9 protein-coding genes are annotated in these 13,656 nt (G+C 62.0%); 5 read left to right on the top strand and 4 right to left on the bottom strand.

Annotated features, from left to right (window positions below):
• Positions 1 to 107 precede the first annotated feature (107 nt).
• A complete protein-coding gene (gene ppnN, locus Q2K57_RS16310) occupies positions 108 to 1,472 on the bottom strand; it encodes a nucleotide 5'-monophosphate nucleosidase PpnN (protein WP_304525691.1) in 1,365 nt (454 codons plus the stop codon).
• Between the two features lie 14 nt (positions 1,473 to 1,486).
• A complete protein-coding gene (locus Q2K57_RS16305; protein WP_304525690.1) occupies positions 1,487 to 1,777 on the bottom strand; it encodes a hypothetical protein in 291 nt (96 codons plus the stop codon).
• Positions 1,778 to 1,918: 141 nt separating this feature from the next.
• Here Q2K57_RS16305 and Q2K57_RS16300 point away from each other — a divergent pair, with 141 nt between their 5' ends.
• The gene (locus tag Q2K57_RS16300) at positions 1,919 to 2,842 is read left to right on the top strand and encodes a LysR family transcriptional regulator (RefSeq protein WP_304525689.1); all 924 of its coding nucleotides are present in this window, start codon (positions 1,919 to 1,921) and stop codon (positions 2,840 to 2,842) included.
• A gap of 240 nt (positions 2,843 to 3,082) precedes the next feature.
• Here the strand turns inward: Q2K57_RS16300 and gcvP are convergent, their stop codons facing one another.
• The gene (gene gcvP / locus Q2K57_RS16295; RefSeq protein WP_304525688.1) at positions 3,083 to 5,977 is read right to left on the bottom strand and encodes an aminomethyl-transferring glycine dehydrogenase; all 2,895 of its coding nucleotides are present in this window, start codon (positions 5,975 to 5,977) and stop codon (positions 3,083 to 3,085) included.
• Positions 5,978 to 6,084: 107 nt separating this feature from the next.
• Positions 6,085 to 6,480, bottom strand: a complete 396-nt coding sequence (gene gcvH / locus Q2K57_RS16290) for a glycine cleavage system protein GcvH (protein ID WP_112055238.1) — start codon at positions 6,478 to 6,480, stop codon at positions 6,085 to 6,087.
• 645 nt (positions 6,481 to 7,125) lie between these two features.
• Between gcvH and Q2K57_RS16285 the strand changes: the two genes are divergently transcribed.
• The 4 genes from Q2K57_RS16285 to rbbA all read left to right on the top strand — a co-directional run bounded on the left by Q2K57_RS16285 (position 7,126) and on the right by rbbA (position 13,656).
• Positions 7,126 to 8,505: a sodium:alanine symporter family protein gene (locus Q2K57_RS16285; RefSeq protein ID WP_304525687.1), complete on the top strand. Its 1,380-nt coding sequence runs from the start codon at positions 7,126 to 7,128 to the stop codon at positions 8,503 to 8,505.
• Between the two features lie 68 nt (positions 8,506 to 8,573).
• On the top strand, positions 8,574 to 9,686 hold the full coding sequence (gcvT, locus tag Q2K57_RS16280) for a glycine cleavage system aminomethyltransferase GcvT (protein WP_304525686.1): 1,113 nt from the start codon (positions 8,574 to 8,576) through the stop codon (positions 9,684 to 9,686).
• Positions 9,687 to 9,943: 257 nt separating this feature from the next.
• Positions 9,944 to 10,924 (top strand): HlyD family secretion protein, encoded by a 981-nt coding sequence (locus tag Q2K57_RS16275; protein WP_304525685.1) that lies wholly within the window; start codon positions 9,944 to 9,946, stop codon positions 10,922 to 10,924.
• A complete protein-coding gene (gene rbbA / locus Q2K57_RS16270) occupies positions 10,924 to 13,656 on the top strand; it encodes a ribosome-associated ATPase/putative transporter RbbA (RefSeq protein ID WP_304525684.1) in 2,733 nt (910 codons plus the stop codon). Before Q2K57_RS16275 ends, rbbA begins: the two co-directional genes overlap by 1 nt.

Raw genomic sequence — 13,656 nt, 5'->3', positions numbered from 1 at the left:
CACGAACGGATCACACGAAAGGGGGGCTCGATATTCGAGCCCCCCTTTGTCGTCGTTATGTCCTTTATCTTACGAAGGTGTTCCTGATCCTGCGAACGAGCCGAGGCTCAACCGAGTGTGTAGCAGGGTTCGTAATGGCTGCCAGGCAGCTTCATGCGTCCCTGCTCGACGAAGGACGTCAGCAGCTCATCCAGGCGTGACATCAGGTCCGGTTCGGCGTGCAGACGGAAGGGGCCATGGGCTTCGATCGCGCGAATGCCAGGCTCCTTGACGTTGCCGGCGACGATCCCCGAGAAGGCGCGGCGCAGGTTGGCCGCAAGCTCATGAGTCGGCTGGTCACGGTGGAGTGCCAGGCCGGCCATGCCTGCGTGATCGGCCGTGAAGGGCTCTTGGAAATTGCGATCGATATTCAGGCGCCAGTTGTAGTAGAAAGCGTCCTGGTGGGTGCGCCGGAACTCGGCAACCTTATCGATGCCCAGTCGCATGGCCTTGGCGACGCTGGTCGGGTCGTCAATGATGATGCGGTAGCGTTCACGCGCAGTATCGCCAAGCGTGTAGGCCAGGAACTCGTCGATGCGCTTGAAGTAGTCAGCGCTGCTGGCAGGGCCCGTAAAGATGACCGGGAAGGGGATGTCCTTGTTGTCTGGGTGCAGGAGTATCCCCAGTAGGTAGAGGATCTCCTCGGCCGTGCCGACACCCCCTGGGAATACCACGATGCCATGGCCGACCCGCACGAAGGCCTCGAGGCGCTTCTCGATGTCCGGCATGATGACCAGCTCATTGACGATCGGGTTGGGTGATTCGGCGGCGATGATGCCCGGCTCGGAGATCCCCAGGTAGCGACCATGTGAGCGGCGCTGTTTGACGTGGGCAACGTTGGCGCCCTTCATCGGCCCCTTCATGGCGCCTGGCCCGCACCCGGTGCAGATATCCAGCTCGCGCAGGCCCAGGTGATAACCGACCCGTTTGGTGTAATCGTACTCCTCGCGAGAAATCGAGTGACCACCCCAGCACACCACCAGACTCGGATCCAGCGAGGGCTTGAGAGCGCCAGCCTTGCGCAGAATATGGAAAACCGCGTTGGTGGTGCCTTCGCCGGTGCTCAGATCGAAGCGCGGATGCGTCTGGATCTCGTTGTAGACATAGACGACGTCACGCACCACCGACGACAGCAGTTCGCGGATGCCGCGGATCATCTTGCCGTCGACGAAGGCTTCGATGGGGGCATTGCTGATCTTTAGGCGAAGGCCACGATCTTCCTGAAGCACTTCGATGTCGAAGTCGCGATAGGCCTCCATGACCGCGAGTCCGTCGTCGGTCATGTTATCGCTGTTGAGAATGGCCAGCGCGCAGCGGCGCAGTAAATCGTGAAGGCCTGTTGTCGAGGTGTCGCGCAGGCGGTTCACCTCGTGCTGTGACAGCACCTCGAGGCTGCCTTCGGGAGACAGCGTCGTGGAAATGGTCTGGGGCATGGGCGGTTTCCTTATTATGCCGCGTCGGCCTGGGCACAGGCCTGTGCCAGCAGGCGACGAATCTCATCCTGGTCATTGGCGCTCATGGCATCCTGGCCAAAGGTGCCTTCCAGCCACTCTTGGAAAATGGCATCGAAGTCCTCGGCCAGCACCTCCTCGGGGTCATATTCCACCATTTCCATGACCAGGGGAATCTGCGGAATCAGGTAGCCCAGCGGAAAAAGCTGTTCGTCGCTGGCCTGGCGTTCCATGGCCAGCAGGGCGTGATGAATGGCGTCGGCACGCCGGGCGAGAGGGTCGGACATGAGGCTGTATTCTCCGTTGGCTTTGCCTTGCGATGCTAACACGTCACCAGGCCACCCGCAGCGCTGCGCGGCGTGCGCTGATCTGGTAACATCACGTGCTACAACCTCTTTCTGATCCGTAATAGAGTGCGTCGCTGCTTCATGTTCAATGCCCAGTATTTCCGCACCTTCATTACGCTTGTCGAGACCGGCAGCTTCACGCAGACCGCCCATCGGCTGGACATGACCCAGCCAGGCGTAAGCCAGCATATCCGCAAGCTGGAGCAGTACCTGCAGAAGTCATTGCTGATTCGCCAAGGGCGTCGCTTTACGCTTACCGAGAGCGGACGACGGGCCTATGATTACGCGATCAAGCTGTTCGCCGAGCACGAGCATTTTCGTCATTCCCTGGACAATGAGTCGCTGGATAGCGGCGACTGCCGCATCGCCTCACCCGCCAGTGTGGGCATGATGCTATATCCCTTCATTCTTGGTTATCAGCAGATGCACCCGGGGCTGACGGTGAGCTACAGCTTTGGCTTCAACAGTGCGATCACCGAGGACGTGAAGGCGGGCCGCTACGATGTGGGGATCGTGACGGAAGTCAGTCGGCATGCCGAGCTGCATTACGCGCCCTGGCATCAGGAGCCGCTGTGCCTGGTGGTGCCGGCAGACTTCGCCGGCACCACCCTGACCGATCTGGCGGCACTGGGGTTCATGAACTATGCCGATGGCGTCCACCATGCCACCCAGCTACTGCGTGCCAACTTCCCCGGTGAATTCCGTTCGATGAGCCGTTTCCCGCGTCAGGGCTACACCAACGAGGTGTCGATGGTCATGGATGCGGTGGCGCGAGGCCTGGGGTTCAGCGTGGTGTCGCGTCCGGTGCTCGAGACTTCGCCGTGGCGGCGTCAGGTCAAGGAGTTGCCCATGCCGCAGCCGGTCTATGAGTCGTTCCACCTGCTGACCCCGGCGGGCGTCGAGACACCGCGTCGCTATACGCGACTGCTCGATGAGTTCCTCGAACAGCGCCGCCACGCACTCTATGGCTTCCCGGAAGAGCCCCATTTCGATAGCCATAGCTGATAGCGGAATAGCTGACGAGAAAAGCGGGCTTTGGAAAGCGACATAGCCGCTTCATTCGCCTGCCCTCAACTCTTCCCTGATCCCGATGCCTCCATGACTTTTGCTCGTCATGCGTTCTGCCATAAAAAAAGTCCCGGCAATCACCATTGCCGGGACTTTTTGCTTTAAGCGCTTTTACTTTAAGCGCTTTGGCTCATCAGGCGCCCTCGGGAGTGGGGCGCCTTACCTATGGTACTCGCCTCAGTCGCGATACTCGTCGATGCTCGGGCAAGTGCAGATCAGTTGACGATCGCCGGCCACGTTATCGACGCGATTGACCGACGGCCAGACCTTGGCCGCCTTGACGGACGGGGACGGGAAGGCGCCGATTTCGCGGCTGTAGGGCCGCTCCCAGTCGGCATCCATCAGGTCGGCCATGGTGTGGGGCGCGTGTACCAGCGGGTTATCCGCTGCCGGCCATTCACCGTTTTCGACTCGTGCGATTTCCTTGCGAATGCTGATCATGGCGTCGCAGAAGCGGTCGATCTCGTAGCGTGATTCCGACTCGGTGGGTTCGACCATCAGCGTGCCGGGCACCGGGAAGGACATGGTCGGTGCGTGGAAGCCATAGTCCATCAAGCGCTTGGCGATATCTTCCTCGCTGATGCCGGACGCCGCCTTGAGCGGGCGCAGGTCGAGGATGCACTCGTGGGCCACGGTGTCATGACGACCCTTGTAGAGGATCGGATAGTCCTCGCCCAGACGTGAGGCGATGTAGTTGGCGTTGAGGATGGCAAGCTCGGTGGCTTCACGCAGTCCGCGGGCGCCCATCATCTTGATGTAGGCCCAGGAGATCGGCAGGATCGCCGCGCTGCCGAAGGCTGCTGCCGAGACGGCACCACAGTCCTTCTCCACGCCGGGAATGGGCGTGACCACATGGTTCGACACATAGGGGGCGAGGTGTGACTTGACGCCGATCGGCCCCATGCCCGGGCCGCCGCCACCGTGGGGGATGCAGAAGGTCTTGTGCAGGTTGAGGTGCGAGACATCGCCGCCGAAGTCGCCGGGGCGGGTGATGCCTACCTGGGCGTTCATGTTGGCACCGTCGATGTATACCTGGCCGCCGTGGTCGTGAACGACCTGGCAGGCCTCGCGCACGCCTTCCTCGAACACGCCATGGGTCGAGGGGTAGGTGAGCATGATCGCCGACAGGGCATCGCTGTGCTTTTCGGCTTTCTCGCGAAGGTCCGCCAGGTCGATGTTGCCGTCCGCGTCACACTCCACGACCACGACCTTCATCTGCGCCATGGCAGCCGAGGCTGGGTTGGTGCCGTGAGCCGAGCTCGGGATCAGGCAGATGTTGCGTGCGCCTTGGCCCTGGGCGTCCTGGTAGCGGCGAATGGCTACCAGGCCTGCGTATTCGCCCTGGGCGCCAGAATTGGGCTGCATCGAGATGTGGTCGTAGCCGGTGATCTCCACTAGGAAGGCCGCCAGCTCGTCGATCATCTGGTGGTAGCCCACCACCTGATCGTGAGGTGCGAAGGGATGGATATCGGCGAATTCCGGCCAGGTGATGGGAATCATCTCGCTGGTCGCATTCAGCTTCATGGTGCAGGAGCCGAGCGGAATCATCGCATGGGTCAGCGACAGGTCCTTGTTCTCGAGCCGCTTGAGATAGCGCAGCATTTCGGTTTCGCTGCGATAGCGGTTGAAGGTCGGGTGTGTCAGGAAATCGCTGTCGCGCTGGCTGGCGGCGGGGATGCCGCTCTTGCCCCGGGCCAGTACCTCGTCGTCGAGCGCCGGCACCGAGAGGTCATGTTCCTCGCCGAGCAGCATGTCGAAGAGCACGCCAAGATCGGCGGCGGTGGTGGTCTCGTCGAGGCTGACGCCGATGTCGCCGCCCTCGAAGTAGCGCAGGTTGATCTCGTGGGTCATCGCCCGGCCGTGGATCTTGCCGGCATCGACGCCGGTCAGACGCAGGGTGTCGAACCAGCTGTCATGCGCCAGTTGAACACCCTTGCGGCTAAGGCCCTCGGCGAGAATGGTCGTCAGGCGGTGGATGCGTCCGGCGATGGTGCGCAGGCCCTCGGCGCCATGATAAACGGCATAGAAGCCGGCAATATTCGCCAACAGTGCCTGGGCGGTACAGATGTTGGAGGTCGCCTTCTCGCGGCGGATATGCTGCTCACGCGTCTGCATCGCCATGCGCAGGGCCTGATGGCCACGGCTGTCCTTGGAGACGCCGATGATGCGACCGGGGATCGAGCGCTTGAGCTTGTCGGTGGTGGCGAAGAAGGCGGCGTGCGGGCCGCCGAAGCCCATCGGCACGCCGAAGCGCTGGCTCGAGCCGATGACGATGTCGGCGCCGAGGCTTCCGGGCTCCTTGAGCAGGACCAAGCTCATGATGTCGGCGGCCACACAAGTCATGATGCCGCGCTCGCTGGCGCTTTCCAGCAGCGGTGCCAGGTCACGGACTTCACCGCTCTGCCCTGGATACTGCAGCAGGGCGCCGAAGACGTCGTGAGAGGCAAGATCCTCGGCCGGGCCGGTGATCAGCTCGAAGCCGAAGTAGTGAGCGCGGGTGCGCACAACGTCCAGGGTCTGCGGCAGCACGTCGTCAGCGACGAAGAAGGCCTGGGTCTTGGCTTTCTTGTTGGCGCGCTTGCATAGCGCCATGGCCTCGGCGGCGGCGGTGGCTTCGTCCAGCAGCGAGGCATTGGCCAGCTCCATGCCGGTCAGGTCCATCACCACCTGCTGGAAATTGAGCAGGCCTTCCAGACGGCCCTGGGCGATTTCCGGCTGGTAGGGCGTGTAGGCGGTGTACCAGCCCGGGTTTTCCAGCACGTTGCGCTGAATGACCGCCGGCAGGTGGGTGTTGTGATAGCCCTGGCCGATGTAGGTCTTGAAGACCCGGTTCTGACGGGCCAGGCGCTTCAGGTAATCGAGCGCCTCGGCTTCGCTGCGCGGCGGGTCCAGGTCGAGCTCACGGCCCAGGCGAATGGCGCTCGGCACGGTCTGCTCGATCAGCGTCGCGATGCTGTCGGTGCCCAGTTGATCGAGCATGCCGGCAACGTCGGCCTGGCTGGGGCCATTGTGTCGTTGGATGAAAGCATCGTGGCTGGCCAGGTCGGCCAGACGGCGAGTATCAAGTGCCATGAAACACCTATGCGGTTGATCGAGCGATATGGCCAAGCGGGCCGTGAAGCAAGCGGGCCGTTGCAAAAGAGGGCGCGGGCGAGAGGGTGCCCGCGCAGTGGAGTGGGTCAGTCCTGGTCGGCTTCGGCGACCTTGGTGTAGGCCTCGGCATCGAGCAGCTTGCCAAGCGCGCTTTCATCGGCAAGCTTGAGCTTGGCGATCCAGCCGCCCTCGTAGGGCGCTTCGTTGACGGTCTCCGGTGCGTCTTCCAGAGAGTCGTTGACCTCCACCACTTCACCCGCGAGCGGCGCGTACAGGTCGGAGGCGGCCTTGACCGATTCGATGACCCCGAACTCCTCGCCGGCCGCAAGCTCCTGACCGACTTCCGGAAGATCAACGAAAACCACATCACCCAAGGATTCCTGAGCGTGGTCGGTGATGCCGATGGTGACGGTTCCGTCGCCGTTATCCAGGATCCATTCGTGGCTTTCGGTGTAGCGAAGGTTGGCAGGGATAGTGCTCATCACGTTTTCCTATAAGAAAAAGGTTTACCTAGGAGAGAATCGTAACGCCCTCGGCCGCGTTTGGCGAGTCCCGCTGACGTCGATTCTTGCCAGCAGCCGGTGCTGCTTCGGTCTCATCTTAGGCGGATTCCCGGTGGGGATCACCCCTGCCGGCGGCAGTGTCCGGCCAGCTGCCGCTGCCAGAGGCATAATGAGGGGCTGCACGCTACGCTTATCCAGGGCTGAAGCAGAGTGCCCGCTGTGAGGGAGGAATGGCAGGCTCGCCCGAACGCTCCATTTGACCTGTTGCAGACGGCGTTGGCAGTCGACTTGCCCAACGGCAATCGCCGCTATAAGGTTATTTTGTTTCTGATAGGAAATAATTTCCCCGAGCCATTGAAGGGCAGTCGTCCCCTTGGCGTATCTCTCAGCCGAGTATTGGAATGGCTGTTTCCATGCCTACTAAGACCAATGGCTAAGGCTTTTTGCTGCTATTGGTACGTATTGCAAAATTTTCGCATGGGAGGCTGGAGCAATGATGGTGGGTTCCGCTATGGTGTCGTTGGTTCGTCCATTGGCTGGTAAACCATCGCTCAAACGGCCCTTCATGAGGCCTGAGGCAATGCACCTCGGTGCATAACAACAATTAACGACGGGAGAATAACCGTGGAAGCAATCACAAGCTTTTTTTCAGCTGTAGAAGGTGTGGTTTGGGGGCCGCTGATGCTGGTCCTGCTGCTTGGGGTCGGCCTTTATCTGCAGGCGGGCCTCAAGCTGGTACCGATTCGTCGACTGGGAACAGGGTTCTCGCTGCTCTGGAAGGGGCGTGAAACCGGCAAGGGTGATGAGGGCGAGGGCGAAGTCTCGCCGTTTAACGCCCTGATGACCTCGCTGTCCGCCACTATCGGTACCGGCAACATCGCGGGCGTGGCCACCGCCATCTTCTTGGGTGGGCCGGGCGCTGTCTTCTGGATGTGGATCACTGCCCTCGTTGGCATGGCCACCAAGTTTTCCGAGGCCGTGCTGGCCGTGCGTTATCGCGAGGTGGATGAAGCGGGCGATCACGTTGGCGGTCCCATGTATTACATCCGCAACGGCCTGGGCAAGAAGTGGGCTTGGCTGGGCGGTGCCTTCGCCTTCTTCGGGGCCGTGGCGGCTTTCGGGATCGGCAACACCGTGCAGTCCAACTCGGTGGCGGCGGGTCTCAACGAGTCACTGGGGCTGCCTGCCTGGATCACGGGTGTCGTGATCATGGTGCTGGCGGGTGCCGTGATTCTCGGCGGTATTCGCCGCATCGCCAAGGTGGCCGGCAAGCTGGTGCCGATCATGGCCATTGCCTATGTTGTGGCAGGCATTGTGGTACTGATCATCAATGCTGATGCCATCGGCAATGCGCTGGGCATGATCTTCGGTTACGCCTTCTCGCCGGTATCGGCGGCAGGTGGCTTCGCCGGGGCGGCAGTGGCCAAGGCCATCCAGTTCGGTGTGGCCCGTGGCGTCTTCTCCAACGAAGCCGGCCTGGGGAGTGCACCGATCGCACACGCGGCGGCACAGACCAAGAATCCGGTCCGTCAGGGTCTCATCGCCATGCTGGGTACCTTCCTGGACACCATCGTAGTGTGCTCGATCACTGCGCTGGCCATCCTGACGTCTACCCAGTGGACCAGCGGTGAGACCGGGGCAGCCTTGACGTCCCTGGCCTTCGACGAATCCCTGCCGGGCATTGGTCAGTACATCGTGTCCTTCGCGCTGGCGGTGTTCGCCTTTACCACCATTCTGGGCTGGGCCTTCTACGGCGAAAAGTGCATCGAGTTCCTGTTCGGTGTGCGCGCCATCAAGCCCTACCGCGTGGTGTATATCCTGGCGATCCTGGCCGGTGCCGTGGCGCCGCTGGACTTCGTGTGGCTGATGGCCAGCGTCTTCAACGCCATGATGGCCTTCCCCAACCTGATCGCCCTGGCCCTGCTGTCGCCGGTGGTCTTCAAGTTGACCAAGGATTACTTCGATGGCAAGCCGGTACTGCCTGGCGAAGAACTCAACAAATGAGGCAATGCCGCGGCCGCCTGGTCGGTCGCGGCGTCTGCTATCAGCAATGTACGGGATGAACCTAGCCGATGAACGAACTACACAAGACACCGCTTCATGACCTGCACGTGGAACTCGGTGGCAAGATGGTGCCCTTCGCGGGCTATTCGATGCCGGTGCAGTTTCCGCTAGGGGTCAAGAAGGAGCACGAGCATACCCGCGCCGCCTGTGGTCTCTTTGATGTCTCCCACATGGGGCAGGTGCTGGTAACTGGTAGCGAACCGGCCAAGGCACTGGAAACCCTGGTGCCGGCGGACCTCCTCGGCCTTCCCGAAGGCATGCAGCGTTATACGCTGTTCACCAACGGCGAAGGCGGTATTCTCGATGACCTGATGGTGGTGAATGCGGGCGACCATCTGTATCTGGTCGTCAATGCTGCCTGCAAGGAGCAGGATATTGCGCACCTGCGCACCGGCCTGGGTGGCGATCATCAGGTCGAGGTGCTGGACCGTGGCCTGCTGGCCCTGCAGGGCCCCAAGGCCGCCAGCGTGATGCAGCGGCTGTGCCCGGCGGCCTGCGAGATGGTCTTCATGCAGCACGGTCGCTTCGAGATCGACGGCATTCCGGTGTGGATCAGCCGGGCGGGCTATACCGGCGAGGATGGCTTCGAGATTTCGGTGCCTGCCGAGCAGAGCGAGGCGCTTGCCCGCCTGCTGCTGGCCGAAGACGAAGTCGAGGCTATCGGCCTGGGCGCGCGCGACTCGCTGCGTTTGGAAGCGGGCCTGTGCCTCTATGGTCACGATATCGACACCACTACCACCCCGGTGGAAGGGGGACTGATCTGGGCCGTGAGCAAGCCGCGTCGTCGCGGTGGTGAGCGGGCCGGTGGCTTTCCCGGCGCCGACATGGTGCTGCACCAGGTCGAGGTCAAGGACCATCAGCGCAAGCGGGTCGGCCTGCTGGGCGAGGGGCGTGCCCCGGTCCGTGAGGGCGCTGATCTCTACGACGGGGAAGACCGCAAGATTGGCGTAGTCACGTCTGGTGGCTTCGGGCCCAGCGTCGGCAAGCCCGTCGCCATGGGCTATGTCAGCATTGATCAGGCGGCCATCGATACTCAGGTCTTCGCCGATGTACGCGGCAAACGCCTGCCGATGACCGTGACCAAGATGCCGTTCGTGACGCCAGGATACTACCGCGGCTGATCGATCCGGGATCGACGCCTATAACCAATACTAAATATACCGTTATCTTTTTTTGAACATCATGAGCCGCTTCCCTCGGGAGGCGGCTTTTTTCGTTGTGTCAACATGATCAATATCAAGGCGACGCCAGAAATACCGGTCGTTTCGCTCTAGGGTCAGCAAGGTGCTGACGGGATAGGCTATCGTGGGCCAGTTGCGACTGAACTAATCTATTCATGGATGAACGTGGATCGAACTACCTGGCCGAGGAACCTGTCATGAAGCGACTGCAAACGGCACTCATCGTTCTTGTCTGTGTCGCTGCTGCCGCCGGAGGCGGGTATTACTGGTGGCAGCAACAGCAGGGCGGTCTGGCAGAAGGCTTTGCCCGGGCCAACGGACGGCTTGAGGCGACACGCATCGATGTGGCGCTGAAATTCAGTGGCCGGATCGCTGAGGTGGTCGTCACGGAAGGGCAGCGGGTAGAGGCAGGAGAGGTGATCGCGCGAATTGATGCTACCGAGCTTGAGGCGCAGATACGCGCCGCTGAGGCCGGTATCCGGCAGGCAGAGCAGGAATTGGCCCAGGCCAAGGCCCTGGTGATCCAGCGCACAAGTGAATTGGCACTTGCCGGTTCAGAGTTAGGGCGTACCCAGACGCTTGCCGGGCGGGGTTATGCCTCACAGGAGCTGCTGGATCAGCGACGTTCGCTGCAAACCACCGCCGAGGCGGCGCTTAATACCGCACGTGCCCAGGTGGCCGCCGCCGAGGCGTCGATCGAGGCGGCCCAGGCGCATGTCGCGGCGCTTAATGCCAATCTCGCTGATTATACCCTGGTCGCGCCGCGCGCCGGTCGCGTGCAGTACCGTTTGGCCGAGCCCGGCGAGATCCTGGCAGCGGGCGGCAAGGTCGTCTCATTGCTCAACCTGACGGATGTCTACATGGACGTCTATCTGCCCACCGACGAGGCGGGGCGCCTGCGCTATGGCAGTGAGGCGCGGCTGGTTCTCGATGCCGCTCCGCAGTATGTGATTCCGGCGGCCGTCGATTTCGTGGCCTCGGAAGCGCAGTTCACCCCCAAATACGTGGAAACCAAGAGTGAGCGCGAAAAGCTCATGTTTCGCGTCAAGCTGCAGATTCCTGCCGATATCCTGAGCCGCTATCAGGAGGTCGTGAAAACCGGGGTGCCGGGCGTGGCCTATGTCCGTGTGGCACCTGAAGCCCAGTGGCCCGCGGCCCTTGCGGTGAAGCTGCCCTGATGACGGACCTCAATGATGTGGTCGCAACGCTAGACGGTGTCAGTCATCGCTATAAGTCGATTATCGCGCTCGACAACGTCTCACTGACGATTCCTTCTGCCCGCATGGTGGGGGTGATCGGGCCGGACGGGGTGGGCAAGTCCACCTTGCTGGGCCTGATTGCAGGAGTGCGCCGCTTGCAGGTCGGCCAGGTCACGGCCCTGGGAGGCGCGATGGATGACGCAAAGCATCGCGCCGCTAGTTATGCTCGCATCGCGTACATGCCCCAGGGTCTGGGACGCAATCTCTATCAGACGCTGTCGGTGCGTGAGAATATCGATTTCTTCGGTCGTCTCTATGGCCAGTCGATGACCGAGCGCTCGACGCGCATCGATGTGCTGTTGAAGAGTACCGGTCTCGAGGCCTTTGCCGACCGGCCGGCGGGCAAGCTCTCCGGTGGCATGAAGCAGAAGCTTGGCCTGTGCTGTGCGCTAATACATGATCCGGACCTCTTGATCCTCGACGAGCCAACCACCGGCGTTGATCCCCTGTCCCGCCAGCAGTTCTGGCAGTTGATCGAACACATCCGTGAACGCCGCCCCACGATGAGCGTCATCACCGCTACCGCCTACATGTCTGAGGCTGAGCGTTTCGATCAGCTGGTCGCCATGAATGCCGGGGGTGTCCTGGCGGAGGGGACACCCGAGGCCTTGAAGTCCCAAACCGCTACCGAGACCCTGGAAGCGGCCTTCATCGCGCTACTACCGGAAAAGGATCGGCAGGGCCATCAGCCCGTTTCGCTGCCGCCGCGTGTGGTTCAGGCGGGGCCGCCGGCCATCGAGGCGGAAGGACTGACCATGAGATTCGGTGACTTCACGGCTGTCGATCATGTCAGCTTTTGCATCGAGTCCGGGGAGATCTTCGGTTTTCTCGGCTCGAACGGCTGTGGCAAGACCACCACCATGAAGATGCTCACCGGGCTGCTGACCGCCAGCGAAGGCAGTGCTCGGTTGATGGGTAAGCCTCTGGGGACCGATGCCATGGCCACGCGGCGCCGCGTAGGCTACATGTCGCAGTCCTTCTCGCTTTATTCCGAACTCTCGGTACGGCGCAACCTTGCGCTGCATGCCGATCTGTTCCATCTGCCCAAGGCGCGTCGCGGGCCACGGGTCGTGGAGCTGATCGAGCGCTTCGATCTGGGTGCCGTCGCGGAATCGACGCCTGAGAGCCTGGCGCTGGGGGTGCGCCAGCGCCTCCAGCTCGCGGTGGCGGTACTGCATGCTCCCGAGCTGCTGATCCTCGATGAGCCGACCTCTGGCGTCGATCCGATCGCGCGCGACGCCTTCTGGGCGCTGCTGATCGAGCTGTCACGCAAGGACGGGGTGACGATCTTCATCTCCACCCACTTCATGAACGAAGCCGAGCGCTGCGACCGCATCTCGTTGATGCACGCGGGCAAGGTCCTGGCCCAGGGCGAGCCCGACGAACTGCGTCGTCAGCGGGATGCGGAAACCCTCGAAGACGCCTTCATCAGCTATCTACAGGAGGCCGGCGCGGAAGATGCGGCAGCACCGGTGTCGTCTGATGTCGGGACGGGCAGAAATCGAGCTGAGCATCGTATGGGCTGGTTTTCTCCCTCGCGAACCTGGGCTTTTGCCAGGCGCGAGGCGATGGAGATCCTGCGCGACCCAATCCGTCTGGTCTTTGCGCTGTTCGGCCCGATCGTGCTGATGGTGGCGATGGGCTACGGCATCACCTTCGATGTCGAGAACCTGTCCTATGCGGCACTCGATCAGGATCAGTCGCGGGAAAGCCGGATGTTTCTCGAGGCCATGACGAGTTCACGCTATTTCGACGAGCAGCCAGCGCTTGCCGATTTCGACGAGCTGGATCGACGCATGAAGGCCGGGGATATCTCCCTTGCCGTGGTGATTCCGCCCGACTATGGCCGTGATCTGCTGTCGGGACGAGTCCCGCAGATCGGTGCCTGGCTCGACGGCTCGAACACCACTCGCGCGGAGACCGGGCGTGGCTATGTGCAAGGCGTGCTAGCTACGCACCTTGCCGATCTCGCGCTGCGCGAGGGCCGGGACGTCGTGGATATATACCCGGCGAGCGTCGAGCCGCGGCTGCGCTACAACCAGGCCTTTCTGTCCCAGCATGCGATCCCGCCCGGTGTGCTGATGATGCTGCTGATCATGATTCCCGCCATGCTCACCGCCCTCAGCGTGGTGCGCGAGAAGGAGATGGGCTCGATCCTCAATCTCTATGCCGCTCCGGTGCACAAGATCGAGTTCCTGCTCGGCAAGCAGCTGCCGTATATCGGCGTCGCCATGGTCAGCTTCGTAAGCCTCGTGGTGCTGATTATGACGCTGTTCGGGCTTGGCATGCCGGGTAGCCTTCCGGCGCTGGTGAGCGGTGCGCTGCTGTTTACCACTGCCGCCACTGCCTTCGGCCTGGTCGTCTCGACCTTCGTGAGTTCACAGATCGCGGCGATTTTCGCCACGGCGATCATCGTCATGATTCCGACGGTCAATTTCTCCGGGATGATGTATCCGGTGTCGACTCTTGAGGGCGGTGCGGCCCTCCTCGGCAAGGCCTTCCCGGCGCTGTATTTTCAGCAGATCAGTGCCGGCGTCTTCAACAAGGGGCTCGACCTCAGGGTGCTGTATCCCAATCACCTGGTCCTTGGTGGCTTCTGCGCGCTGTTCTGGATCGTGGCCAGCGCCTTGCTGCGCAAGCAGGAGCTCTGA

The sequence above is a fragment of the Halomonas sp. I5-271120 genome (assembly GCF_030553075.1).
Taxonomy (GTDB): Bacteria; Pseudomonadota; Gammaproteobacteria; order Pseudomonadales; family Halomonadaceae; genus Onishia; species Onishia taeanensis_A.
This window is presented reverse-complemented; position numbering and strand designations above follow the sequence as displayed.

Excerpts from the sequence above, each read along its gene's own strand:
- ppnN (WP_304525691.1), bottom strand. The coding sequence starts at position 1,472 with ATGCCCCAGACCATTTCCACGACGCTGTCTCCCGAAGGCAGCCTCGAG.
- Q2K57_RS16305 (WP_304525690.1), bottom strand. The coding sequence starts at position 1,777 with ATGTCCGACCCTCTCGCCCGGCGTGCCGACGCCATTCATCACGCCCTG.
- Q2K57_RS16300 (WP_304525689.1), top strand. The coding sequence starts at position 1,919 with ATGTTCAATGCCCAGTATTTCCGCACCTTCATTACGCTTGTCGAGACC.
- gcvP (WP_304525688.1), bottom strand. The coding sequence starts at position 5,977 with ATGGCACTTGATACTCGCCGTCTGGCCGACCTGGCCAGCCACGATGCT.
- gcvH (WP_112055238.1), bottom strand. The coding sequence starts at position 6,480 with ATGAGCACTATCCCTGCCAACCTTCGCTACACCGAAAGCCACGAATGG.
- gcvT (WP_304525686.1), top strand. The coding sequence starts at position 8,574 with ATGAACGAACTACACAAGACACCGCTTCATGACCTGCACGTGGAACTC.
- Q2K57_RS16275 (WP_304525685.1), top strand. The coding sequence starts at position 9,944 with ATGAAGCGACTGCAAACGGCACTCATCGTTCTTGTCTGTGTCGCTGCT.
- rbbA (WP_304525684.1), top strand. The coding sequence starts at position 10,924 with ATGACGGACCTCAATGATGTGGTCGCAACGCTAGACGGTGTCAGTCAT.